Origin of the sequence: Phocaeicola salanitronis DSM 18170 (assembly GCF_000190575.1) — a bacterium.
GTDB classification, from domain to species: Bacteria; Bacteroidota; Bacteroidia; order Bacteroidales; family Bacteroidaceae; genus Phocaeicola; species Phocaeicola salanitronis.
Genome location: NC_015164.1, coordinates 1,311,811 through 1,335,759, shown reverse-complemented (window position 1 = coordinate 1,335,759; position 23,949 = coordinate 1,311,811). Strand labels below are relative to the sequence as shown.

Below are 23,949 nucleotides of genomic sequence, written 5' to 3'. Positions count from 1 at the left end.
GTGATTTTTTCCGACTTAGACAAGATAAAGAAGAAGAAAATCCAAGGTTTAAACAAGAAGCAAAAAGCAACAAAATAATCACATTTCGATTTGTGCTAATGAATCTTAATTCAACACAAATCGATTTGGATTTGCATCACAAAATGATTTGGTGTTTGTAATTGTTACAATTCCAAAAGCCCGTTTTTTCTGTAACGATTTGGTAACAACTATTCTTTCTGAATACAACCCATTATCTTTTAATTAGTTACGATGCGTTGCTTGGGCGATAGGTAATGGATTTGTAACGTGCTAACTTCTGTATTCTTCATCGCTTTGAAGTAGGATGATTAGCTGATGCAAATATAGGAATTTTTCTTGGAAAACTCAAACATCATGCACAAATTTGACAACCCTTTCGTATCGTCTTCTATCAATAATCACTCAATATAGGTTTAGTAAAATATAAAATATGAAATTCTTATTTTAAATAATGTATTTGTAATTTTGCTACGATATTCCGTATTATATTTTGTAGTATGATATTTTATTTGTATCTTTGCTCACAAATAAGATAAATACAACAAGTATGATAGCAAACTTCTCGGTTGAAAACTTTTTTTCCATTAAATCGGCTCAAAGAATCAGTTTTGAACCTACGTCAGATACTTTTATGTCTGATGAATATTCGTATGAGGTTAAAGATGGGGTTAGATTGCTGAAGGTAGGAATCATATATGGTGCCAACGCTTCCGGTAAAACAAATGTATTAAATGCCATTGAGTTCTTCAGGTTGTTGGTTTTGAGAATGCCTAAAGACCGAAATGAGAAAACTGGAGTTGTTCCTTTTATGCTGGATGACACTTCAAGGAATGAAACGACAAAAATGTCAATGATATTCTATATCAACCAATCTAAGTATGTTCTTAGTTTTGAATTGGATGCAAAATATATTCATTCCGAAACATTGGTTGTTTATGATTCTATTCGCCCTACTAAATTATATAATCGCAATTATGATGCCGCAACAGACTCCACGACCATAGAGTTTGGTTCAAATCTGAAAATGTCACGGAAGAGCCAAGAAGTAATTTCTGGGAATACAATCAATAATTGCAGTGTGCTTGCCGCGTTTGGCAAAAGCAATGTGGAACGGACAAAGTTGAATGATGTGTACGATTATTTTGCCAAACATATAAAGGATGTATTAGCTCCTGGCATGTTGCTATCGGGGTATGTCAAATCACGATTGGATAGAGACGAAACAGGGGATTTGAAGAAATTCATTTTAGACTTTTTGAAAGCATCGGATTTCAACATAGAAGATGTAGTACTGCACGAAGAAGAAGAGTTGATTACCCCTGAATTGGAACAGCTGATTCAAAATGCGCCTATTGATAAAGAGGCAAAAGCTGAAATGCTAAGAAGGGGTAAAATTACAAATGCGGAACTGACCTTCAAACATAAGGCTGGCGATAAAGTATATGATTTATCTGAAGAATACGAATCCAATGGTACGATGAGGTTTCTGGGAATGGCTGTGATTCTGAATTTCTTGTTAAAGACTAATCGGTTTGTACTTATTGATGAAGTAGAGACAAGCATCCATTACGAACTGTTGGCTTATTTCCTGAAAGTATTTTTAGCGAACAGCAATAGGCCGTCCCAAATGCTCCTGACAACGCATGACATCAATCTGCTTAACGAGGATTTCATTCGCCGTGATACGATATGGTTCACTGATAAAGACGAACTTGGAGAAACTAAAATAGTGCGCCTCTCTTCTTTGGGATTGCATAAAAATCTCTCTCCTTACAATGCCTACAGGCAAGGGAAGTTAGTAAAGTTGCCGTTCTTGGGCAGTCAATATATTAACCTAAATGACGAATGACATGGGGAGGACTGTAACCAAAAGTATCGCCATCATAGGCGAAGGGGAAACAGAATGGTTTTACTTCGACTCTTTGAGAGTGGCATGCCGCTATCCTTTCAAGGTCGCACCTGATTTTCCCCAGCATAGCGACATCAAGCACATGCTGAAACTGGTCGAATCTTATTTGAACAAGCAATATGATTTTATCGTATGCCTGTTTGATATGGACAGGCTGTTGCAGTATCCTTCTGAAATGCGGTTATATCAGAAAGCAAAGAAGGAGTATAGTAAGAAGAAGTATACAGAGAAGGTGATGTTTGTAGAAACGAATCCCTGCACGGAATTTTGGTTCCTGCTCCACTTCTTGCCAAATGTTGTTTGTAGGCGATATGAAAGTTGCGAACAACTGCTTCCCGAATTGCAGAAATACATGCCGGGGTATGAAAAGACAAAAAGATATTTTATTCGCACCAACCTCTACAAATATTTGACAGAGAATGGCGATTTGGAACGGGCGATGTCAAATTCAGAAAAACTTTGTCAACTATGCCAAGAATCTCCGGAAGATTTGAAAGCATATTCGGAAATACATCAGGTGATAAGGCTATTAACTAATATATAAACATATACATTAAAATTGAAGAATATATGAGTTTTGACAAAAACAAACATTTGAGAGAAGTGTTAGACACTCACAAGATGTGCCACGTCCAGGATTTCGTGAATAAGGTTAAAAGCCGTAGAGAAGAGATTAAGACCAAGATGCACGACCACTATGGCAGCGACAAGTATCCATCATTTGGTTCTGGCAGTTTTGCCAAGCATACCGCCACCAATGTGAAGTTCGACCTTGATTTGGTGGAGCCGTTCAAGCATAATGCTTTCGGAACATTACAGGAAATGTTTGACAGCGTACACGATTTCCTTGCAGAGGAGTATAAGAATACTGGCGTGATAATTCGCAAGCAAAAGGTTTCAATTGGCGTAAGTTTCCCTATTGAAAAGGGGGATGAGAAGCCGGTTGAACTTGATGTGGTACCTGGCAGAGAACTAAGCAATGATGACTATCTTGATTCGCACGATTTGAACCTATGTTTTAATGAAGACCATTGGGGATTCAAGAAGGGAACAAGCCAAAAAACAAACATCCAGAAGCAGATATCGCATATCGAAGGTAAATCAAGTGAGCGCCAAATTATCCGTCTGCTTAAAATATGGAAAAAGCAGAAAGGCAAGAAATACAAGTCGTTTGTTATTGAACTAGCTGTAATAAGAGCCCTTGACGGCTATGATGGTGATAATGGTCTTTGGCCAAGATTAAAATACACGATGGAGTATCTACGTGACCACATTGCAGAAAACAGTTTCCATCTTTATGACCCAGGTAACACGAACAACGATGTCATAGCTGCTATGCAGGACTACGATAGAAAATCATTTAAATCGGATATGGAGAGTATGCTTAACAATATTGACAGCAATCCTGATTTATATTTACCCTACTACTTCAAGGTAAACGAGAAGTATAGTGGATATAAAGAGAAAGATACGGGTGCCGCTTACCCGACGAGTGCAAAGCGATTCGGATAGTAAGGAATATGATGACAGCAGATAAAATAAAGGAACTGATAGGGGGGCTTTACGGAGTTAGCCTTGTTGATGATTTTACCATTAACGAGGCTGGCTCGTTGAAAGGTCGTATTGCAGTGGCTACAGGGCAAGACAGTGCTGATTTGGAATGGGATGTAGAGATTAGCCCTACCTATCCGTTTAAAGTAATGGGTAGGGAACCTATCTATTTTCAAAATAAGAATCTGCTGAACTATCCGCACATTATGCAAGGCGGTAATCTGTGTATGCATTCTGCGGAATATGAGAATACTGAGAGACAGTTCGTGAACGACTTGGAACAGTTGAAGGAATGGGTAGAAAAATACTATGTAAAAATGGAGAAAGATGCACACTATGAACATCTGGTAGTGAACCATCATCTGATTTGCGGACAGTATTATACTTTTTGCTTCGCAGAAACCAAAGAAGACTTTGCTGAAGGAGACTATGGAGTGGTACACTATGCAGTGTTGCCAACAGGCTGGAAAAATGACAGCCCTGTCAGCAACTATATGGCACAAAAGTTTGTGTCGTGCGCACAGGTGAAGAAGAGAGAGTTGTTCTGTAAGATTAGTAACTCCTACCAAAAATTAAAGTCATTTGACGGTGTATATTGCCTGCTGAACGACATCCCATCGGTGCATAACAAGTTTATTGTTGAGGATTACGATTCTATCAAAGGATTGTTCTCGCAGAGTCAGAAAAACTATATCCATAGTTTTGTTGCATTGCATAAAAACAAGTATAATTCCTTCCCACTGTTCTGTGGATATAGAATTCCCGGAGGCGGTGTCTATTGGCAGGCAATGATGCTTTTCATGGATGATTTGCCAATAGAACCCGTGCGGGTGGGTACTGGTAAAAACAGACTTTGGTTTACTGATTTTAAGCAGGGACTAATACAATGGGCAGAAACTGTGGATATTTCATATAAGTATTTCTTCGGGCGTGGAGCCATGCCCGAAGAACTGGCTAACAAGAAAATACTAATTATGGGGGTCGGAGCTATAGGAAGTATTGTGGCTGAGACCCTAACAAGATGTGGTGCGAAAATCCTAACTCTCTATGATATAGATAATAAGGAACCTGGTAATGTTTGTCGGTCTGCCTATTCTTTTTATAGTGGCATAACCGAGAAAACTTTGGATATGGAGAACTTACTGACGCAGATTTCGCCTCATGTTGAATGTACCAGCTTGAAATCCATTGTTGACTTGGTGGTAAAAACATACTCGGCAGGACATGAAAACAAAAGTGCTCTTGCAAAGTTGTTTGACGAATTTGATGTAATATTTGATTGTACTACAGATAATCAGTTGATGCGGATTATGGATTCTACGGGGACGAAAGCCCAGTTGGTTAATCTCTCAATCACCAATCACGCACAAGATTTGATATGTGCCTTTTCACCTAATGTGGCAGAGGCTGTTTTGTTGATATATGGCTTGCTTAAGCGCAATATGGAAACCGACATGTATAACCCTACGGGTTGTTGGAATCCGACCTTTAAGGCTTCGTATAACGATATAGAATGCAAGGTGCAGGTCGCCCTGAAGCATATTATCAGGATGTTAAGTAAGCTAGAGCCCTTAAGCAATTTTTATATAACAGAAGACGATTTGAATTTAAAGATAAATAGGCTATGAAGTATTATCTGGCTGGTTATGATTTGTATATAGAGATACAAGCCTCTGTGTTCAACCAAATACAGTTGCAGGCCGAGGCTGAGTATCCTAATGAGAACGGAGGGATGCTCGCAGGACGATATTCCGTAGATAGGCATACGGTGTATATAGAAAAGGTAATAGTGCCAGTGGAGAAATTGACTAGCAGGACAACATTTAAGCGTAAAGCCAAGGGGTTGGAAAAAGTATGGGAACAATTGGTCAAGGATGGGTTACGATATGTGGGCGAATGGCATAGCCATCCAAATGGTTCCACACAATATAGCAATACGGACTTGACGGCTATGGTAGATATTGAGAAGGAAGTGACCATTGCTAATCCATTACTACTGATAGTTGGTGTAAGAGGTGACGGACTTAGTGCCCATACATTTTATTGTTATAAGAATAATAAGTTGTTAAAATACAAGAAGATGATAGATTTAAGAAATTTATTTCATGGTTTGCAAGAACAAATGTTAACCAGTCTGAATGTAAATAGGATGTTTATAGAACACCCTGGTAGTAAGGGGGACGCCACGGAACAACATTGGATAGAATTTCTACGAGCCTATCTTCCTGAGAGGTATAAGGTGGATAAGGCTATCGTGATAGATTCGACGGGCAATGTTAGCGAACAGATGGACGTAGTCATTTATGACGCAATTTACACCCCCTTCATATTCAAACAGGATGGTTTCATGTATATACCTGCGGAAAGCGTATATGCTGTGTTTGAGGTGAAGCAGGATGTGAAAGGATATATAGGATACGCCGCCAAGAAAATTGAGAGCGTACGTAAACTGAAACGAACAAGTATTAGTATGGTTGCCTCAGGAATAACTAAGCCTGCTCGACCATTAACTAAGATAATAGGTGGTATTTTGACTACAACAAGTTCGTATAAAGAGAACGGTAGGGTAATAAAACAGTTAGAGGAACTAAAAGGCTTACAGACGTTGGATTTGGGATGCCTCTGTGATGCAGGTAGTTTTTATGTTGATTACAAAGAAACTGTACCTAAAGATATAGACCCAATTACGGATAATTTTAAATATATCGAACAAGTATATGAGAGCCGCGAAGTAAAAGAAATTGAGTTTAGCAACAAGGAGGTGTCTTTATTCACTTTTTTCCTTCAGCTTGTGAGCTATTTAAAATCCATTGGTACAGTTGCTGCAATAGATATCAATGCATATCTGAAGGCTATTAATGCAAAAATCGACGAAGATATTTAAAGTAAAGGTGATAGATTTGTGAACTGCTACAATAATTAGACTTTGCTTCAGAAACATAGATAGAAAGGGTAGAAATTTGGGCAATTCTACCCTTAATTTGTTACATTGGCTTGGCTTCTCAATAAATGCTATTCGTTAGATGGTATTTCAGTTATGGATATCAGTTATTTTTGGTAGAAAGTACTTCTTTTATATACTGTTGCTGTGCGTCATCTATCCCGAACAGCTTGTATAACTGTCCATTAACATCTCCATTATAATCTATCAAACCATTATTATCGGTATAATCCAATAAATCAGGAACTTTTTTGGCTAAGGATGTCAGTGATTCATCTGTCATCAAAAAAGCAAACCGTATTATCTCACTTGTTGCATACTTGAAGAAATTACGTGCTTCATTTTCGGTTTCAAAAGTTTTCAAGGCTACTCGTGAACGTCCAAACGCACTATGGTTGTCCATTACGGCTATTTGATTACTTCGTTTTTGTCCTCCGGCATTCGCACTTGAAACAATGACTTTCCAGCGTCCTAAAGTAAGCATTCGATAAACTACAGTCATTAAATATCTATATAATGATAGCGACTGTTACTATTGGATTCATAGTGACAGTCGCTATAGTTTTGTTGAACCTGTATGTTGACGTTGTGGTTAGTTGGCGGATTCTACAGTTTGTTTGGTCAACAGGCTCTCCGGATGTTGCAGTTTCCATTTGTGCGGAAGAAGGTTAAGCAGTTCCTCATCAGCGGACTTCTTATGATACGGCATTTGGGCAATGATATCCTTCAGGTAATCCCTTGGGTTCACATCGTGTGCCTTGCAGGTGGCCAGCAGGGAACAGATTACAGACATGTTAACGGCAGCCTCGTGATTACCGCAGAAGAGATAGTTCTTGCGCCCCAAAGCAATTGGCCGGATGGCATTTTCCGCCAGGTTGTTGTCCAAAAGCAGGCGTCCGTCCTCCAGGCATCTCATCATGTTGTCCCATCGGGTATAGGCATACGAGACAGCTTTGCCGATTAGCGATTGGGGACTGTATTTGATGCCTTCCGTTTCCATCCACGTCTTCATGGCCTCCATGATTGGGCGTGTCAGTTCCCGGCGTTTCGCTTTGCGTCCGTCGAACGACAAGCCCGCCTTATCGCAGCAGTGCTCAATCCTGTACATGTACTGTATCTGGGCCAGCCCATATTCGGCTTCCTTTTTGTTTTCACCCAAGGCATGCTCAAAATCACGGCGGATATGCGCCATGCAATTGACCAGCCGCACGTCGGGGTTGGTCTTGAAGGCTGTCTCATAGCCTGCAAAACCGTCGCATTGAAGGTATCCTTTGAAGCGGTATTGGCTTGCCAGTGATTCGATGACTGATCCGGCCCGGGATCCCATGTCATAATGGAAGATGACCAGTTTTTCCATGACAGACCTGACCATCCAGAGGTATTCCTTTTCCGCCTTGTGCTTTCCTCTGTTGATGACCGGGATGGTGGTCTCGTCCGCCTGCACATAGTCGCAAGAGAAGACCTCTTTCTTAAGCGACTCATACAGGGGCTTCAGCAGTTCTACCGTCTTCTTGAACCATCCGTCCAGCGTGCTTTCCGTAAGGCCTTTCAGCCCGAGATGCCTGTATTGCCGTATCTGACGGTAGAACGGGACGTGGTATTCATACTTCTGAAGCAGTATCTCGGCAAGCAGGCTGGTATCAGCGATGCACTTGTCAACAGGCATCAGCGGCATGGGGGCAATCTCCACTCCTTTCTGTCCAGCCGGAGGAAGCATGGTGCTGTCCTTGAGTGCATATTTGGGACGGATGATTTCCTTGACGTAAAGCATGCCCGGCTTGTGTTTGACGACTTTTGTTATCTCTTCGCCTATTCTACGGTATAAAGACAGGTCAACACCTGTCGGTTCTATTGTCTCGGTCTCCAGTACGGGTAAGTCCTCTATCATTTTTCGGTTCTGACGATTCTGCTTCCGTACTTCCGCCGATTCCTTTTCAATCTTCCCAACGGCTTCGTCGCGCTTTTCTTCCGCCTGATGTTGGAGTCCGGCAAACTCGTCTGCAAAAAGATCGGGGATATTAGGGTCATATGCGCGAAGCTTCTCCGATTTACGCCCAAAGAGCTGACGGTTCAGCCATGCGACCTGAGCCGTCAGCTCCTTGATGCGCGCCTGCAGTTTTTCATTCTGCTCAGCCTGTTTTTTATTAGTGGCAGACAATGAAGCAATAGAGGCATTCAGCCCTTCTATCGTCTTGAGTAATATAGCTTTTTCATCCATTGCCTGTCTCTTTTTTACTGATGTAAAGATACTAATTATTAATGGATTATACAATAATACCAGCACTTTTTTCAATAAAAGACATGTCATACATGGTACTCCTTACGCTCTGCCCTGAGCCGCCGGAGCCTCTGCCCCGGGCTTTCCTGAATGCCCTCGACCATCATTACCAGGTCACGCCATTCCATGGGATAACTGTCTGATTCCGGGTCGTATTCCGGCAGTTTGAAGCGTCCGGCCTCCAGCCGTTTGACGTACATCACCATGCCGCCGTCTTCCGCATGAAGCAGCTTCATAAGCCTGCGGTTGGAGCCGATGAAGATGAAGACATCGCCGTTCTTCACCTCACTTTTCATCTTTTCATGCACCACCCCGCACAGCGAACTGATGCCCTTGCGCATGTCCGTCCTGCCGGGACACAGGAAGTAGCGCATCGTGTCGTTCAAGTTAAACATGGCCCTCCTGCAGACTTTGGTTCAACACTTCCATCAACAGCTTCTCTGAGCCGCTTCCAAAGTGGGCACGGAGCCCGTTGGGAAACAACAAGGACACGCCGTAAGGAGCCTGTTCATCCAAGGACAATTCTGCTGTTGGCCGTTTGATATTGATCGGAGCCAGCTCTTGTTTGATACTGTCTTTCTCGGCAGAGTATTTCTTTTGCCAATAGTGATAGGTGGAATAACTCACTCCTATCTGTCGTAGGTACGACTTCAATGACAGGCCGCTTTGTTGCACCTGCATTTCTAATTCTTCAAATCCAGTTCTGTTCATTGCTATTCGGTTTGATTGTTATGTGGGGCAAAATTACAATCAAACTATAGGGCATGCAATGTGTATTTCTTAGAATGCTTACGTCCTAAATATTCTGTTCCCGAAGAAATGACATTCTTATTTGCTATATACCAACGCGCACGACCACTTTTCCCTGCCTTATCATTGGTAAATAGCTTTATAGGTATAGGCGTTTAAGCCGCACCAATTGAGATAGAATCGCTACCTTTGTAGCATGGGAACCAGAAATCAATTCAAAGGCGTGAACTCAATTAAATTCTACCAGCGTTTTGTGTCAGATGACGAATGTTACAAGTATCTGGCGGATATTAAATGGGAGAATGGCTACATTTGTAAAAGATGTGGTCACACCCACTACTGTAAAGGGACAAAACCATATTCGAGACGTTGCACCAAGTGCAAGCATGATGAGAGTCCGACAGCAGGCACAATGTTTGACAAATTGAAATTTCCTTTGCTTATCGCGTTCCATATAGCATTCAAAATCAGCACTAAAAAGAAAGGGATGTCTTCTTTGGAATTGTCGGAAGAGTACGAATTACGGCAGAAGACTTGTTGGGAATTCAAGCGAAAGATACAGTATGCAATGAAAAGCTCATGCAAGTATCCGCTTAATGGTCAAGTCCATGTCGATGAATTCTATATTGGCGGAGAGGAAGAACAGAAACGTGGTCGTTCCAAAGGGAAAAAGCGCCTAGTTCAAGTCGCACTTGAGATATTGCCCGGCAAGGGCGTCGGCAGAGCGTATGCGCGAGCCATAGAAAATGCCTCGGCAGAATCCCTGAAACCATTGTTCATCGATCACATATCCAAAGAGGCTGAAATCGTCACTGACGAGTGGAACGGCTATTTGCCAATAAAATCCGACTATCCAAAGCTAACACAAAGGAAATCCGAAGATGGATCGTCATTTCCCGATATACATATACACATTATGAATATCAAGGGATGGTTGAGGGGAATACATCATCACTGTTCAAAAGCGCAGCTCCAAGGCTATCTTGACGAGTATCATTTTCGATACAATAGACGCAATAACATGGACACAATATTCGATGTGCTTATCAGACGGATGGCTAATTCAGAACCTTTTAGACTGCAAACCAATAAATTGCGTAGTGCGACTTAAACGCCTATGCCTATAGCTTTATTTCCGTATCTGGATTGAAATAATCTCCATCGTTATATTCCCTGACAAGAGAAGGATTCTTTTCAACAAAATCGCTTTCAATGCCAAATAAACTACGAGGAAGAACGGAGTCATGCAAACATCCATATTCCTTAATAGCCTTATCCAATTCCCTGACAATCTCATCGTCATTAGGATTGAGTGGGAACAAGTTCTCCCCCGGATTATCTGCATGTATGGATATAACCTTACTTTCTTTTGAATAACGATACGTAAAGCCTTTTTCTGTCTTACCCATATCTTTTAGCACGATGGAAAGTCCGTCCGCGATAGCAACATCCTTGAATACATCTGTAGAACATGGGAAAAACTCCAACATCATTAAATGACAATCATTTATCTGCGCCATTCCAAACTTTTCAAGTCCTTTTCCTGAACGATGAATCCATCTTGCGCCGGGATAGATTAAGGATGTATATTTTCCAAGTCTTTCGCTAATCATTTGAAAATATTGGAAAATACTAATGCTTACTTTTTGACCATTAGAACTCTCTTTCTGTTCCACAACTTCTTGATATGGTGGATTTCCCACTACTGCATTGAATTTCATATTGTTTCCAGCTAAATCATGTACCTTTTTGATGAAAAGTTCCGGTTGGTTCTTAATTTTGTTGATAAGGTCATCTGGTGCATACATATTTGTCTTTGTTCCGCGAAAACCCACGAGTGTCCGTTTGGTAATGCTTTTCGCCATCGGCGTCTTGCATACCACGAAGATGTTCTCTGACACGACCTTGTCCCATACCGCCTGTTGTTCCTCCAATGTGGTGGCAGAAAAAAGGCTATCTTTCAGCCGCGCACGATAGATACCGTAAGCCATGTAAAGCGGATACAAACCCGACTTTGAATTGATTTCAAGGATATGGCTATCAGAGGTGAACACTTCTTCCGTAACCTGTCCGTGGTCAATGAAGCGCGGCTCGTCAATGGTATGCTCATAATCCTTGTCAAAGAAGCAGTAGCCTCCCAAACAGTCGCCGAGGTGCATGTTCACCACACGCCACGGGGTAAGCACCGTTTCCTTGTCGGGATTACGGAACGTGCTGAAGATGTCCGTGATGCGCCCGATGCGCTCCTCCACACTCAGTTTGTCAGCCGCTTTCGCCATTGCACGGATGCGCTTGCCAGCGGCACGGAAGATATCCGGGTCGTAGTATTTCTTGAAGGCATTGAACTTCTGCTTGCTCACCCCTTTGGGCATAAACTCCTCCCAGGAACGCGGATCTATCTTCTCGGCGAAGTTGTCAATGGTGATTTCCTCGTCCTCGTTATCCAGCTCCGCACCGTAGATGAGCAGGGGCATGCGGATAGATATGCCACGGAGAATGGAGATAGCCGCCTCGCGGTTCTTCGTTTTCTTTTTTAGTTCCTCCAGCCTGCGCTTCTCTTCCTCGGTCAGTTCCTTCTTGGATTTCTTCTCCAGCTTCTCCTTTTCCTCGTATTCTTCGCTTGTCAGCCCTTGGTTGTTAATATCCACCTGATTGGTCTTGGGCATAGCCTTGGTCTGGCCGATGATTTTCTTCAGGTCATCAAACTCCTGCAACTCCAAATCGCCCAGTTTCAATAACTCATCATTGTAGAGGCTGTTGTCCTCGAATCCGTTGCGCACCACACGCTCCACGTAGACCTTCTTCAACTGTTCCAACATACGCGGCACGTCAAACTTGTCCATGCGCGAGCCTTCGATGGAAATGACCGGGCAGAAGTTGAGGAAGTCGCCCATCGTCTTGCGGTCGTCCTGCGAGGTCTTACCTGCCTTGGCGGAAATCTTCGCGGTCTCGGCAAGGACTTTCAGCGTGCGGTCGGGCGCAAAGTCGAACACGTAGCACTGCTCCTTCACCCGTCCGTTGATGGTGGCAGGTGTCTGTACGCGGAAGATGGTCTGCATATAGCTGGATGCCGCTGTGTTATATGAACCTGAGAGCATGAACACGGCTGTCCACGCCGGAACGCTCACGCCTGTTGTCAGGCGTCCGCAGGACAGGGTGATGGTGCACGTCTGGTCCGGGTCTTTTCCAATAGCCTCATTTACCATCTCAAGCGCGCCGCGGTTTTCTTCGTCCTCGTCGCCGTCGCCCGCCACGTTTACGATGTGGAAATGCTGGAACACGGGATGCCGCTGCAACAAGGCGCTCAACGCCTTTGCCTCCTTCACGCCCGGCACCATCCACAGCGTATGGCGGAAAACATTGCGGTATTCCTCGCTGGCGAAAGGATAACAACTTTCCTTGTCCTCTTTGGTAAGCAAGTTGAGGAAAGCGGAAACGTCACGCTCATGGATAAAGCCTCCGTCTTTGTTCACGCGGAAGAACTCACGGAAATTGAAAGCCACGTCCTCATCGACAAACTCCTTGAGCAAACGTCCGAGGTCATAGGTATAGATGTTCATGGCAGGCAACGCCGCATAAGGGTTGGGGTCGCCGAAGTGGGTCTTGTCCCATTCCAGTTTGGCACGCTGCTCCATCACGTAGTCCCATGTGTAGATTTCGTTTTCCTTGAAATCGTCTAAGAGATTGAACGGCGTACCAGACAACCGTAAAACTTTTGTATCCTCTTTGACCAGTTCTGCCATCACCGCCTTGCCGAGTTCGGTCTGCGTTCCCTCGTGCGCCTCGTCCACGATAACCAAGTTCCAAGGCGTGGCGAACACCTCATTGTTCTTGTCAAAGTTGCCGCCGACAAGTTCAGAGCCGCGCAAGTCCTGCATGGAAGCGAAATAGACATAATGCAGTCCGTCAGTCTTTGCCCTTCGTTCAAGGCTTTCATGGCTTTCCCCGTTGTTCTTGGAGCCGTAGGCAAAGTCGTTGCGGTCATAGAATATCTTGCCGAAATCCTCGAACCATCCGCTGTCCACCACGGGGCGGTGGGTCAGGATGAGCGTTCGCCTGAAATCAATGTCCTTGACCACCTGCAAGGCGGAGAGTGTCTTGCCGAAACGCATCTTGGCGTTCCAGAGCATCTGGTTGCCTTTCCTGAACTGTCTTTCCGTCTTCTCAATGGCTTCTCGCTGTTCGGGACGGAACACGATGGGGCTGCGTCCGTTTGTTACCTCTCCCGGTGACAGGGATTCCTTGCCCTCCTTGACGGCTGCAATGGCACGTTTTACCACATCAAGCGTCGTTACAAACCATTCGTTAGCCTTGTTCTCCTTGTCAAACACCTTCCTCTTCACACCGGAACGCTCCAATACGGCATGTACCTCCTTGTCGTTAAACGAGCGCAAGCCGCCACGGTTGTACAGCGTCAGTTCGGTGTGCAACAAGTCGTAGCGTATGCCTGCGGTCTGCGTGTACTGGTTAATGCGCTTTCTTGCCGCCTCGTTCAGCGGCTTGCTGTTCGGTGCCAGCCCGATGACGTTCTCATCGTCACAGGTAGCCTCGCCTATCTTCAGGCAACCTTCGTGCTCGGCATCGTTGATGCGGAACACGTATACCAACTTCAGTTTAAGGGAAGAAAAGTATTTCATAGGCATTTATTTTAGGAGGTCGATGTATCGGACGCGCTTGCCTTTACGCCCGGTCTGCGGGTCTTTGGCGCGCCAGTCCTTTATAAGGCAGTAAGTGCCGTTGTGCCTGAAAATGTTGTCCGTGCGACATCCCTCGCAGGCGGTCACAGTCCGCGTGGTTTCTCCGAAAAGGTCTGTGGATGTTTCCACCCTGTCATGGCAACTGTCCGGCACGACACCTTTCAGCCCGTCCATCTGCCACACGTTCCATGAAATGATGTAGGCGATGTAGTTCACGGACTTTGCCAACGGGTCTTTCCCGAACTTGGCACGGTAGTATTCGACAAAAGAGGCAAGCATGGATTCACGGGCGATAAGCAGGCTGTCGCCCTGCCATTCGTAGGCATAGAGGCTTTTGTAGGCTTCCTGTGCGGCTTCCAGCCATTCGCCGGAAGTCCCGGTATTTTCGCTAATGACACGCAGTTTGCGGTCGAGCAGTCCGATACGGTCAGAAAGCGGAATGACCGCACCTGTGGTGGCGTCATAGCGGCTGACGATATAGGGTGCTTCGCCGCAGGTGATTTCAAGACGGGTGTCACGGACATAATCCTTCCATGTCTTTCCTTCGGGGAAAGAGATTCTTTCAGGATTCGTTTTCCAGCCGTGCGTACCGTCCTCTGACGTGTATTCCATATTGAACACGTCTTTCCTGCCGAACCACGCCTCGTCAATCAGGTTGTTCTGCGCGTTGCACACCCATGCAGGGGTGAACACCTCCGCCATATCGCGGACACGCGCCGACTGGGCGTCCTTGTGCTTCAGGACACGGGGCATGATGACCTGACCGTTGTCACCCGTGATGAGTTCGGGCAATATCGGGTCACGGTAGCCATACCCTTTGCCAAGGTGTTCATAGTCGGAAGTCGCCCAAAATATGTTGCACACGGCATCGCCCCTGCTCGTCGTATGGTCTTTGAGCAGGGTGGACAGCAATCCGGGGGAAGCCTGCAAGATGCTGTTCTCCAATATGTCGGCTGTTTCAGGCACGTTGATACACTCATGTTAAAGTGTATCTCCTGTCGGGAGATACACTATCGGATGCAAAATTACACATTTTTGTGAAAAACGGGCAATTTGCACTCCATAAAAATGCGTCAGACAAGCATTAAAGCAGTATTGAAACGGCTGTTGTTTTACAAGTGACAAATAAACGGCTTGGTTATCAGGTATTATGTTCTCCCGACAGAAGTACCGTCATTGTTCCAAAACAACTTCCGATTACAAGTCTTTCAGAATAAGTGAGTTCGCCTTGTCTATCACCGAACCGTCCAATGATGCAAGGTAGATACGTGTGGTTTCCTCCGAATCATGTCCCATGCCCTCGCTGATGACTGAAATCGGTATGTTCTTGCTCTTGGCGATGCTTGCCCAAGAGTGCCTGCTCACGTACATGGTAAGCGGCGCGGCAATGCCGCACAGCCGGGCAATCTCTTTCAGGTACTTGTTGATGCGGAACAGCGTACTCTTGTATTGACTGCGTAGCTTTTTGGAAGGCAGTTTTAGGATGGGGAGCAGGTAATCACCGGAACATCCTGCGGCATATTTCTTCACGGTTTCCTCCATGCAGCTTTCCCACCTGATGTGGAGTTGTTGTCCGGTCTTGTGCCTCCGGTAACTCAATATGCCGTTCTTCAAGTTCGACTTCTTCAAATAAGCCATGTCAATGAACGACATTCCACGGGTGTAAAACGAAAAAAGGAACATATCCCTTGCCAGTTCCCAATGCGGCTTTCCCGTCAGGTCAAGTTCCTTGATGCGCCGGATGTCCTTCAGGGATATGGCGCGTTTCACGGTCTTGTCCATTCCCGTATAGACATGCCTGAAGGGATGTTTCTGTGTGGTCAGCCCCTTTTCCACGGCACGGTTGTAGGTGGCGCGCAGGATGCGCATATAGAAAGATATGGTATTCAAGGATGCGTCATTTGTTTTCAGCCATGCCTCGTATTCCATTGCCAAGTCCTCATCCATATCATCCAGCTGTATATCCTTGTTCCGCCTGAAACGCATGAAGCTGGACAAAGCAGACGCATAGGTTTCCGATGTGCGTTCCCTGTTCAGGCGTTTCAGTTGCCCAATGACGGAATCCATGAAATTGAAGAACGATTGCAGGCTTGTCTGTTTTCGATAACCGTCCACAATGGCATCTGCCGAACAGACACCTTTGAGCGTCAGGTTGCGGATGATATTCTCCAACCGCAATACGTCACGGCTGATGTGTTTTTGGATAATATGAAGATGGTACTTCCTGTCCACATCAGCCCAAGTGGGAATCATTACGGACGATGTCCCGGTGTTCCACTCATTTTCATGTACATGCAGGTCTGCCGTAATCTGGCGGACCGCGCGGTTGTGTATCACCTGATAATAGATGCTGCCCTCCTTGCCGTTTACGGAAGAAGGACGAAATTTCACTTTTACCGATGCCATTCACGTTACTTTTTGTTATTACTATTTATTCGTGTCACTTTCAATTTCTCCTGCATCAGACTGTCCGACAAGGTCTTTAACCCTTTGTCGTAGCCGTCAGCTTCCTGTCGTATCCAGTCAATGGTTTCTTCGTTGCGGTGGATGTCGAACACGTCATTCAGCCAAAGAATATGATTGGCATTGCAGCCTCCCCATGAACGGATGACACGGAACTTCAACGCATCGTCCGCATATTGCTGTTTGGATTTCCATAGCTCGATGTTTCCCCAGATGGAAAGGCTGCACACGATGCCCATGCCGACCAAAAGAGAAAATACCTTGCTTGACCGGATGTCAAAGCTGTGGCGGTGGATATGTTCCTGCGGCTCGGTATCTCGTTCTTCCGAACTTAGGGCAAACGACTCTTTCAAATTCCGTAACAAGTGCAGAATCCTGTTCGACGCGTAAACTTCCGCTTCCGCGAACTTGGTCAACATGGCTTTGGTCTCTGCCTGATGCTCCTTTGCGGAACTATCGAACATCACCTTTATGGGTGTCAAGTCCACCGTCGGAGGCTGTCCGCCTGACTGGTCATTTGTTACTTTGGGACTGTTCTCCAACTTTCCGTTGATACCCTTGAGGTCATTCTTGATGTCCTCGAAGAGTGCATATACTTCATTATTATCCATATTTAGAATCTTATTTTACGTTGTTTCTTTTTCTTGTTCCTGCGTTTTAATTCTTCCTCAAAATAGTTTTCATCCGCCTGAGCGTTTGCATTGTCCGGCATGAAAAGACCAATCGAGCTGTTGTACAAATCATCGTTGCCCCTTGATTCAGGTTGAAACGTGGGCAGTTCTTCATGGTGCGAAGACCGTTGCATTTCCATTCGCTCGGTACGTCTGTTCCGTTCCAATGCCGCATCTATCTTGGAATAGCTGAACCGCCTGTCAATCTTGGAACCGCTGAACGAATAGCCGTTCATGGTGAAAACTACACCCTGCACCTCGTCCGACTTACCTTTGTACTTGAACCGCATATCCACGCCCTGTTTCTTCAGATTAGCGGCTAATTGCCGCCAGTTTCCGCACCTTGAAACCTCCGATTTAAGGATAGTATAAAGCCCGTACCTGGTCTTGTCCGGCTCTTTCAGGCGGTGTCGTTTCACCTGTTCCTTGCCGCTGCCGAGATAAAGGCTGTACTTCCTTGTAATCTCCTTGCAGATGCGTGCGCTGCGTATCCGCTCGTTGCGGTCGCTAATTGTCCTGCCATTATTGGCGATTCGGTTGAACGCTATGTGTACATGCGGATGCTCCTTGTCAAAGTGGCGCACGATGAGAATCTGCGTGTCGGTTATTCCCATTTCCTTCAGGTATTCCAACGCTATTCCAGCCATTGTGCGGTCGGTCAGGCGGTGTTCGTCCTCCTTGGAGAAAGCCAACGAGATGTGTCCGACGGGCTTCGTAACCTTTGGATTCATCTTCGATTGTGCCTCGAAGCTCATGGCTATCGTGTCCTTGTCCTCGGCAAACAGACCGTCACAGACAAGAATTTTAGCGTCCTTTTCCTTGTCAAGAATGTAGTTCACCACACCCTTGAAACTGCTTCCCTTTACGATTTTAGCTATCATAGGAGGATAAGGTTAAGAAGTTCTTCAATCCGTGCCACGAGTATGCGGCACTCCATCCTCACCGTGACGAAACCCGCGGCGTTCGCCTTGTGCGCAAGCTGGTTCAGGTTGTTCGCCATGCCGCAGAGTTGGCGGACGTAACCAGTATGTTCCGGCGTGAGCCGTTCCTTCACCTGCCCGTCCCTCATGCAACGGCGCAGGAACTCCCCGGCGGATATGCCCGCACCCCGTGCCTTGCCTTTCAGCGTATAGTAGTCCGATGTCGCCATCTTCACCGTGAGGCGGTATTTCAGCTTGTCTGCCGCTCCTTTCTTGGGGCGACCTCCCTTGTTTCTTCTTACTGTTTTTTGCTTATGCTCCATACGTTTGTTACTGTTTATAATACGGATACCCATTAGACCAACGGGATGTAGCTTCCACGGAGTTTCGGAGTGGGAGCAGGCGGTTTCGGTATGCCCGAAACACAAACTTGCTCCCCTCAAAACTCCGTTGGACTGGTTCAGAGTAACTCCGAACTACATCCCGTCAATTAGCCCCTTAATTCTCAGAGTTTACGCCATGCCTCGATGTCCTCCCCGTAGATGGCAAGGTGCTGCCGGGTGATATTTTCCACCAGTCCCGACACGCTCATCCGCCGTTCGCCGAACATGCGGACGATGCGGTCAAGGGCATCGCGCGTGCTGCGGCTGAGGAATACGGGCTTACGGTCTTCGATGGACGGAACGTGGAGAAATTCCTCCTTGTATTCCTCCAACGATGCCCGGCGTTGTTTGCCGCTGATGCGGCGTACCACCTGCGGAGTTTCATCCACTTGTTCCGGCACAGCCCCACTTGCCTGTTCCTGCGTGTCGGCAGGTTGTGCGTCGGGCTTCGGTGTTTCCATACTCGGCTTGTTGCCTAAAAAATCCTGTAATGCTGCATCCATGCTCTGGCTGCTTAAATTCTTCTTCATACATGTTTGAATTTAGTGTTTAACAATGTGGGTCGTTGTGCGCACATTTGACCGATTATCAGTTGCAAAGGAAATGGCTGTATTGCAGGCTGTCAAACGAATGGGCGGACTGTGGCAACAATGTATGGTTTTGCACTTTACGCATTGTCGGAACGGTGCGTGCTGCATCGTTTTGCCATTGTGCGAGAAATGGCATTAGGATTTTTAAGGGCTTAATTGGAATGGTTGGAACAGATTTAAGGACATGGCTTGGCGTGAAACAGATGAAGCTCCTTTCAAGAAGTATAGGAATCCGAAGAACGCCACAGGCTACCACACCGACGCCAAATGCTGCCACGCAGATGTGAAGTGGTCGGATTATGCCGGACTTCGCTTTTCTTTGCATCACGGACGCTTGGAACAGACGTCACGGGTTCGACGGATAACGCCACTCCCGACCACCTGCTGCCACAAGCTGCCACCTCATTGCAATTCCATTGTTCCATGCGAACAACGGATTTACTTTGCAGGCAAAACGGATTATTAACACTAAAATCAGTATAAGACATGAATGTAGTAATTATTTCGAAAGAAAAGTACGAAGAAATGGTCGGCAAGCTCAACCGCCTGTCCGACCGGGTAAATGAAATCCTTTGCAAAAGGGAGGGAAAACGGCTCAGCCGTTGGATGGACAACCAGGAGGTCTGCCAACAGTTGCGCATCAGTCCGCGCACCTTGCAGACGCTCCGCGATAACGGAACACTGGCTTACTCGCAAATCGGGCATAAGATTTTCTACAAGCCGGAGGATGTACAGCGCATCGTCCGGCTTGTGGAGGACAGACGTAAGGATGCAGCCTATCGTGGCTGTAGCATCTAATCAGACAACACAATGTACAACCACTAAATCCACTGTAAATTATGAACGACTTGATTCTTGCCGACCGTGAACTGGAGGTCGGCTTCATCGGACAACTGGATGCTCTGCTCGAAGGCATCGAAAGAATGGACGCAAGCCATAAGGCCTCGTCAAGTAACGAACAATTCCTGACGGACAAGGAAGTGTCGGCATGGCTCAAGGTGAGCCGACGCACCTTGCAGGACTACCGCAACAATGGGATAGTGTCCTACTACCAGTTAGGCGGAAAAATTCTGTACAAGGAGTCTGACATCGAAAAAATGGTGATGAGTGGGTATCGGAACGCCTACCGCTTGGATACGTGATTAGACATATGCAAAAACAGAGAAAGCCGATGGCGGCAGGATAACTGTCCGACCATCGGCTTTCTCTGTACAGGAAGGTCGTTTCGCTTCATTCTAACACGTGCATTGTGAATGGGTATCGGATAGCGAAAAGAACAAATGGATGGAATTTCCTCTATTGAAAGAACAGAGTTTGTCCATGATGAACCGCCGGAAAGCCATACTCTCCCGACTTCTCAACTTGAAGGAAACGGCTATCACCATTTCAAGGCTATACACATCATAGTTTATCCCGTTGTCCTGCCTGATGTACCGCTTCGTTTCGCTTTCCAACAACTCCATGTTTTTGTAAATGGCGTGTACAGCCTTGCGGATGTCGTAACCGAACATATTGAACGCATCGCATATTTCCTGTTGCGTCATCCATACGGGAGCGGTCGGCATCGTGACCGCCCCGTTTTCAGTGATTGTAATAATTCCTCGTTCCATAATGTATGTTTTTGATGTTTTCCTTATCCTTGTTCCATTCGGGCATCTGGAATTTGCTTCCGATGCGTTTGGTCAGCTTCTTTATGTCTTCGTCCACTTTCTGATGGGTCAGACGGGCATAGATTTGGGTGGTACTCATGTTCTTGTGCCCCATCATCTGGCATACGGTTTCCAACGGAACTCCCTGAGAGAGAGTAATCAGAGTTCCGAAATTATGCCTTGCCATATGGTAGGTAAGCCGACGTTCTATGCCACAGAGTTTTGCAAGTTTCGGCATATTGTTGGTCAGGGCTGAACGACACGGCATATTAAAGAGTTTATTCCCGATACGCTCTCCCTCGTATTTCTCCATAATCCTACGTGGAATGTCAAGCAGGCGTATTACACATTCACTCTTGGTTTTCTGCCGTTTAAATTTTAGCCAAAGGTTGCCCTTTGTGTCCTTGCTTACATTTCCCATACTCAGATTACACATATCAATGTATGAGATGCCAGTGAAGGTGCTGAAGATGAACAAGTCACGCATACGGCACAGGAACTTGTCCTGAATGGGGGTGTTCATCAGCTTCTGTAACTCATCCATTGTCAGGTGGCGATGTCTCCGTAATGCCTTTTCGGGAATGAACGATGCAAACGGGTTGTACCGGATTGTACCTTGTGCCAGTGCTGTCCGTGTCATGGTTTTCAGCTTGATTATATATCCCTCCACGGTAGCAACGGAATACCCCATACCCGTCCGCAGGAAATTGTCATATTTCTCTATGAACGAATAGTCAAGTTGTTTCAATGGTATGTCCTCCAAGCCATAGCAGTCATTTACAAATTTTTGAAGTGTCTTGTAAGAAGCCTTATGTCCTTTTAAGGAGCCGGGAGCACGGTTGATACCTATACGTTTGGCATAATCTTCCATATACTCGCGGTACAACTCCAACAATTTTCGTTTATGCAACCCGATGCCGTTCACGGCATTCTTGACAAGCTCCGCTGTGATATACCCCTGTTCGTCAAGAATTTCTTTGTAATAACGTCGTATATCCTCTTCAAGCCTGTCTATCTTGGCATTGGTCTCTTTGGCGGTACGGCTTTTGCCTGTCAGACGGTATGCCTTGGCATCCCACAAATCAGGCTGCACCTCCATTTTCGTGGAGAACTGTGCGACTTCGGTGTTGATGGAAATCCTGCCCATAAGCGGACACAGACCGTTCTTTTTCACTTTCTGACGGTTGATATAGAACAATACTGCGAAAGTATTGTAAGTGGTCTTCTTATCCTGTTTCATGGTTTCATTCTTTTAGCGTGTTTGACTTCTTTCCGTATGACGGTTTCTGCATGTTCATCTTCTGCCAGCTTGAATTTATCTGTTATTCGCTTTTGCAGCTTGCTCATATCCTCATTTACTTTATCATAAGTCAGATGGGCGTAGATTCGGGTGGCTCTCCAGTCGCGGTGTCCCATCAGTTCACGTACCGTGTCAAGCGGAACTCCTTGAGAGAGAGTGATTACTGAGGCATAGGTATGGCGTGCCTGATGGAAGGTCACCCGGCGTTTGATTTGGCATATTTCCGCAATCTTTTTCAGGTATATGTTTGTCTTGCTGCAACTGTACATTGGGAACAGCCTGTCCGCCTTGGCAATGCCACGGTATTTGCCGATGAGTTCAAGCGGCAATTCCAACAGGGGTACGTGAAATGGTGTTCCGGTCTTCTGCCGTGCGCTGTGAATCCACCAAGTGCCGTCTTCCGCTTGCGCGAGGTTCTTTACCGTCAGGTTGCGCAGGTCGCTGAACGAGATGCCGGTGAACGCCGAAAAGAGGAATACATCACGCACAAGGTTCAGGTTGGATTTGGGCAGCGGTGTGGTTATCATCCGTTTCAGTTCCTTTTCCGACAGGAACTTGGGGACAATGGGGACATAGTCAAACGTATAGCCTGCAAAAGGGTCCTGCCTTAAATGACCGTTGTTGATGGCGGATTTCAGCACACGGTGCAGGTATCCCATCATCCTTGTCACGCTGGCACGTCCGATTTTGAGGTCGGAACGCAGGTATAAGTCGTATGCGGATACAAAAGCCGGATTGAGCGATTGGAACGGCAAGTCCCTCACGTTGTACTTCTGTCGGAGAAAGTCCTTCAGGTGGTTCAATGCCACGCAATACTGTTTGTAGGTCGCCAATTTACGGTTTATGCCTACCTTCTTATAAAAATTGTCGTTGCACTTCTCGTAAAGGGAGATTAGCGTTTCCTGCTCGGAAGATATGCCTTGAAAAGCGTTCTTGACTTCCAGCGCCGATACGTTTTCCTTTTTCGCCAGCAAATCTTTGCAGGCGGAATGGATGTCCAGTGAAATTCTGTCAAGTTCCTTGTTCACGGTAGCGGCAGGTTTGCTCTTTCCCACAGCTCTGCCCGACTTAACATCCCACAGGGTGGGGATGACATACACCTTGGTGCTGAACTGCACCATTGACTTGCCGATGCGGATTCGTCCCAAGATGGGTATCGTCCCGTCGGTTCTTTCCTCGTTCTTTTTCAGGTAGAATGTTACTTTCAGTTCGTTCATAATCAGCTCTTTTTTTGTTCGCAAAACTACATTGTTCAGAGCTAATCATCCTTTTGCAAAACACTGCGGACGGGTGCAGGAAAATCCGTCAAGCCATTATTTTCACCTGTTCGTTGCAAATCTCTGATACATTCTGTTCAAACCGTTGTCTGGTAGCTTGTTATCAGAGCAAAAAGAGCACCCTCTTTTATAGTAAACAGGTAATGTATTCGTAACGGAAAGTCTGCGTACATCCGCCATATTTTGCATTTTTGCCACTTGGCAGCGAACTGAGGAATAGGGAAGTTTGCACGTGTGGTTCAGTGAGTTACGTTAATTATTACAATCTTGCTTTTGAAATGCTCGATTTGGTAACTCAACTTTGTCTGTTTGGGGAATTTGTTTGTCTTCAGAGTGACTCTAAAAAGAAAAAACAAAGCCCACAAATCATTGATTTTGTGGACTTTGTCATTCGCTGGCTTTCAGATGTCTCTGAAGCCTTGCGGTGCGGACGGGACTAACCACCTCAAATTTAATATTTGATATTCAGTAAGTTGTAAAACCATATCTGAAAAAGGTCCCCGATTTTGCACCTATATAGCCTCTATATTCTTCTGTTAGGAATTTGCC

General features: G+C 45.7%; 23 protein-coding genes. 8 read left to right on the top strand and 15 right to left on the bottom strand.

Annotated features, from left to right (window positions below; translation table 11 throughout):
• The first annotated feature begins 568 nt into the window (after positions 1–568).
• From BACSA_RS05950 to BACSA_RS05930, 5 genes are read left to right on the top strand one after another with little or no spacing between them, the layout of a single operon-like run.
• Complete coding sequence (locus BACSA_RS05950) at positions 569–1,870, top strand: AAA family ATPase (RefSeq protein ID WP_013617205.1); 1,302 nt, start codon at positions 569–571, stop codon at positions 1,868–1,870.
• Between the two features lies 1 nt (position 1,871).
• Positions 1,872–2,474, top strand: a complete 603-nt coding sequence (locus BACSA_RS05945; RefSeq protein ID WP_013617204.1) for an RloB family protein — start codon at positions 1,872–1,874, stop codon at positions 2,472–2,474.
• 26 nt (positions 2,475–2,500) lie between these two features.
• Entirely contained in the window at positions 2,501–3,442 is a 942-nt protein-coding gene (locus BACSA_RS05940) for a nucleotidyltransferase family protein (RefSeq protein ID WP_013617203.1), read from the top strand.
• A gap of 11 nt (positions 3,443–3,453) precedes the next feature.
• A complete protein-coding gene (locus tag BACSA_RS05935; protein WP_174490727.1) occupies positions 3,454–5,109 on the top strand; it encodes a ThiF family adenylyltransferase in 1,656 nt (551 codons plus the stop codon).
• Positions 5,106–6,365 (top strand): DUF6602 domain-containing protein, encoded by a 1,260-nt coding sequence (locus BACSA_RS05930; RefSeq protein WP_013617201.1) that lies wholly within the window; start codon positions 5,106–5,108, stop codon positions 6,363–6,365. The genes BACSA_RS05935 and BACSA_RS05930 overlap by 4 nt, the downstream gene beginning before the upstream one ends.
• A 160-nt stretch (positions 6,366–6,525) precedes the next feature.
• On the opposite strand, the gene BACSA_RS05925 is transcribed toward BACSA_RS05930, so the two are convergent.
• From BACSA_RS05925 to tnpA, 4 genes are all read right to left on the bottom strand, one after another.
• Positions 6,526–6,924 (bottom strand): hypothetical protein, encoded by a 399-nt coding sequence (locus tag BACSA_RS05925; protein WP_245546584.1) that lies wholly within the window; start codon positions 6,922–6,924, stop codon positions 6,526–6,528.
• A gap of 90 nt (positions 6,925–7,014) precedes the next feature.
• The gene (gene tnpC / locus BACSA_RS05920) at positions 7,015–8,640 is read right to left on the bottom strand and encodes an IS66 family transposase (protein ID WP_013616132.1); all 1,626 of its coding nucleotides are present in this window, start codon (positions 8,638–8,640) and stop codon (positions 7,015–7,017) included.
• An 86-nt stretch (positions 8,641–8,726) separates the two neighbouring features.
• Positions 8,727–9,095 carry an IS66 family insertion sequence element accessory protein TnpB gene (gene tnpB, locus BACSA_RS05915; protein ID WP_013616133.1) on the bottom strand — a complete coding sequence of 123 codons (369 nt, stop codon included), beginning with the start codon at positions 9,093–9,095 and terminating at the stop codon, positions 8,727–8,729.
• On the bottom strand, positions 9,088–9,411 hold the full coding sequence (gene tnpA, locus BACSA_RS05910) for an IS66 family insertion sequence element accessory protein TnpA (RefSeq protein ID WP_013616134.1): 324 nt from the start codon (positions 9,409–9,411) through the stop codon (positions 9,088–9,090). The genes tnpB and tnpA overlap by 8 nt, the downstream gene beginning before the upstream one ends.
• Positions 9,412–9,646: 235 nt before the next feature.
• Here tnpA and BACSA_RS05905 point away from each other — a divergent pair, with 235 nt between their 5' ends.
• The gene (locus tag BACSA_RS05905; protein WP_013616151.1) at positions 9,647–10,561 is read left to right on the top strand and encodes an IS1595-like element ISBasa1 family transposase; all 915 of its coding nucleotides are present in this window, start codon (positions 9,647–9,649) and stop codon (positions 10,559–10,561) included.
• A 10-nt stretch (positions 10,562–10,571) separates the two neighbouring features.
• Here the strand turns inward: BACSA_RS05905 and BACSA_RS05900 are convergent, their stop codons facing one another.
• The 8 genes from BACSA_RS05900 to BACSA_RS19805 all read right to left on the bottom strand — a co-directional run bounded on the left by BACSA_RS05900 (position 10,572) and on the right by BACSA_RS19805 (position 19,599).
• On the bottom strand, positions 10,572–14,087 hold the full coding sequence (locus BACSA_RS05900; RefSeq protein WP_041584252.1) for an Eco57I restriction-modification methylase domain-containing protein: 3,516 nt from the start codon (positions 14,085–14,087) through the stop codon (positions 10,572–10,574).
• 6 nt (positions 14,088–14,093) lie between these two features.
• The gene (locus BACSA_RS05895; protein ID WP_013617200.1) at positions 14,094–15,113 is read right to left on the bottom strand and encodes a hypothetical protein; all 1,020 of its coding nucleotides are present in this window, start codon (positions 15,111–15,113) and stop codon (positions 14,094–14,096) included.
• Between the two features lie 231 nt (positions 15,114–15,344).
• Entirely contained in the window at positions 15,345–16,553 is a 1,209-nt protein-coding gene (locus BACSA_RS05890; RefSeq protein WP_013617199.1) for a site-specific integrase, read from the bottom strand.
• A gap of 5 nt (positions 16,554–16,558) precedes the next feature.
• A complete protein-coding gene (locus tag BACSA_RS05885; RefSeq protein ID WP_013617198.1) occupies positions 16,559–17,221 on the bottom strand; it encodes a hypothetical protein in 663 nt (220 codons plus the stop codon).
• A 2-nt stretch (positions 17,222–17,223) separates the two neighbouring features.
• Entirely contained in the window at positions 17,224–18,162 is a 939-nt protein-coding gene (locus BACSA_RS05880) for a relaxase/mobilization nuclease domain-containing protein (protein WP_013617197.1), read from the bottom strand.
• Positions 18,159–18,524 (bottom strand): plasmid mobilization protein, encoded by a 366-nt coding sequence (locus BACSA_RS05875; RefSeq protein ID WP_013617196.1) that lies wholly within the window; start codon positions 18,522–18,524, stop codon positions 18,159–18,161. The genes BACSA_RS05880 and BACSA_RS05875 overlap by 4 nt, the downstream gene beginning before the upstream one ends.
• Positions 18,525–18,706: 182 nt before the next feature.
• Complete coding sequence (locus BACSA_RS05870; RefSeq protein WP_013617195.1) at positions 18,707–19,114, bottom strand: DUF3408 domain-containing protein; 408 nt, start codon at positions 19,112–19,114, stop codon at positions 18,707–18,709.
• 275 nt (positions 19,115–19,389) lie between these two features.
• A complete protein-coding gene (locus BACSA_RS19805; RefSeq protein ID WP_013617193.1) occupies positions 19,390–19,599 on the bottom strand; it encodes a hypothetical protein in 210 nt (69 codons plus the stop codon).
• A 61-nt stretch (positions 19,600–19,660) separates the two neighbouring features.
• Between BACSA_RS19805 and BACSA_RS05865 the strand changes: the two genes are divergently transcribed.
• Both BACSA_RS05865 and BACSA_RS05860 read left to right on the top strand, forming a co-directional pair.
• Positions 19,661–19,972 carry a helix-turn-helix domain-containing protein gene (locus BACSA_RS05865; RefSeq protein ID WP_013617192.1) on the top strand — a complete coding sequence of 104 codons (312 nt, stop codon included), beginning with the start codon at positions 19,661–19,663 and terminating at the stop codon, positions 19,970–19,972.
• Positions 19,973–20,013: 41 nt separating this feature from the next.
• Positions 20,014–20,316: a helix-turn-helix domain-containing protein gene (locus BACSA_RS05860; protein WP_013617191.1), complete on the top strand. Its 303-nt coding sequence runs from the start codon at positions 20,014–20,016 to the stop codon at positions 20,314–20,316.
• Positions 20,317–20,409: 93 nt separating this feature from the next.
• Here BACSA_RS05860 and BACSA_RS05855 read toward each other — a convergent pair whose 3' ends face one another.
• Genes BACSA_RS05855 through BACSA_RS05845 form a run of 3 tightly spaced genes read right to left on the bottom strand, consistent with a single transcriptional unit; the run spans position 20,410 to position 23,340 of the window.
• Entirely contained in the window at positions 20,410–20,784 is a 375-nt protein-coding gene (locus BACSA_RS05855) for a hypothetical protein (protein WP_013617190.1), read from the bottom strand.
• A complete protein-coding gene (locus tag BACSA_RS05850) occupies positions 20,756–22,063 on the bottom strand; it encodes a site-specific integrase (protein WP_013617189.1) in 1,308 nt (435 codons plus the stop codon). Before BACSA_RS05850 ends, BACSA_RS05855 begins: the two co-directional genes overlap by 29 nt.
• Positions 22,060–23,340, bottom strand: coding sequence for a site-specific integrase (locus tag BACSA_RS05845; protein WP_013617188.1), 1,281 nt, complete (start codon positions 23,338–23,340; stop codon positions 22,060–22,062). Before BACSA_RS05845 ends, BACSA_RS05850 begins: the two co-directional genes overlap by 4 nt.
• Between the last annotated feature and the right edge of the window lie 609 nt (positions 23,341–23,949).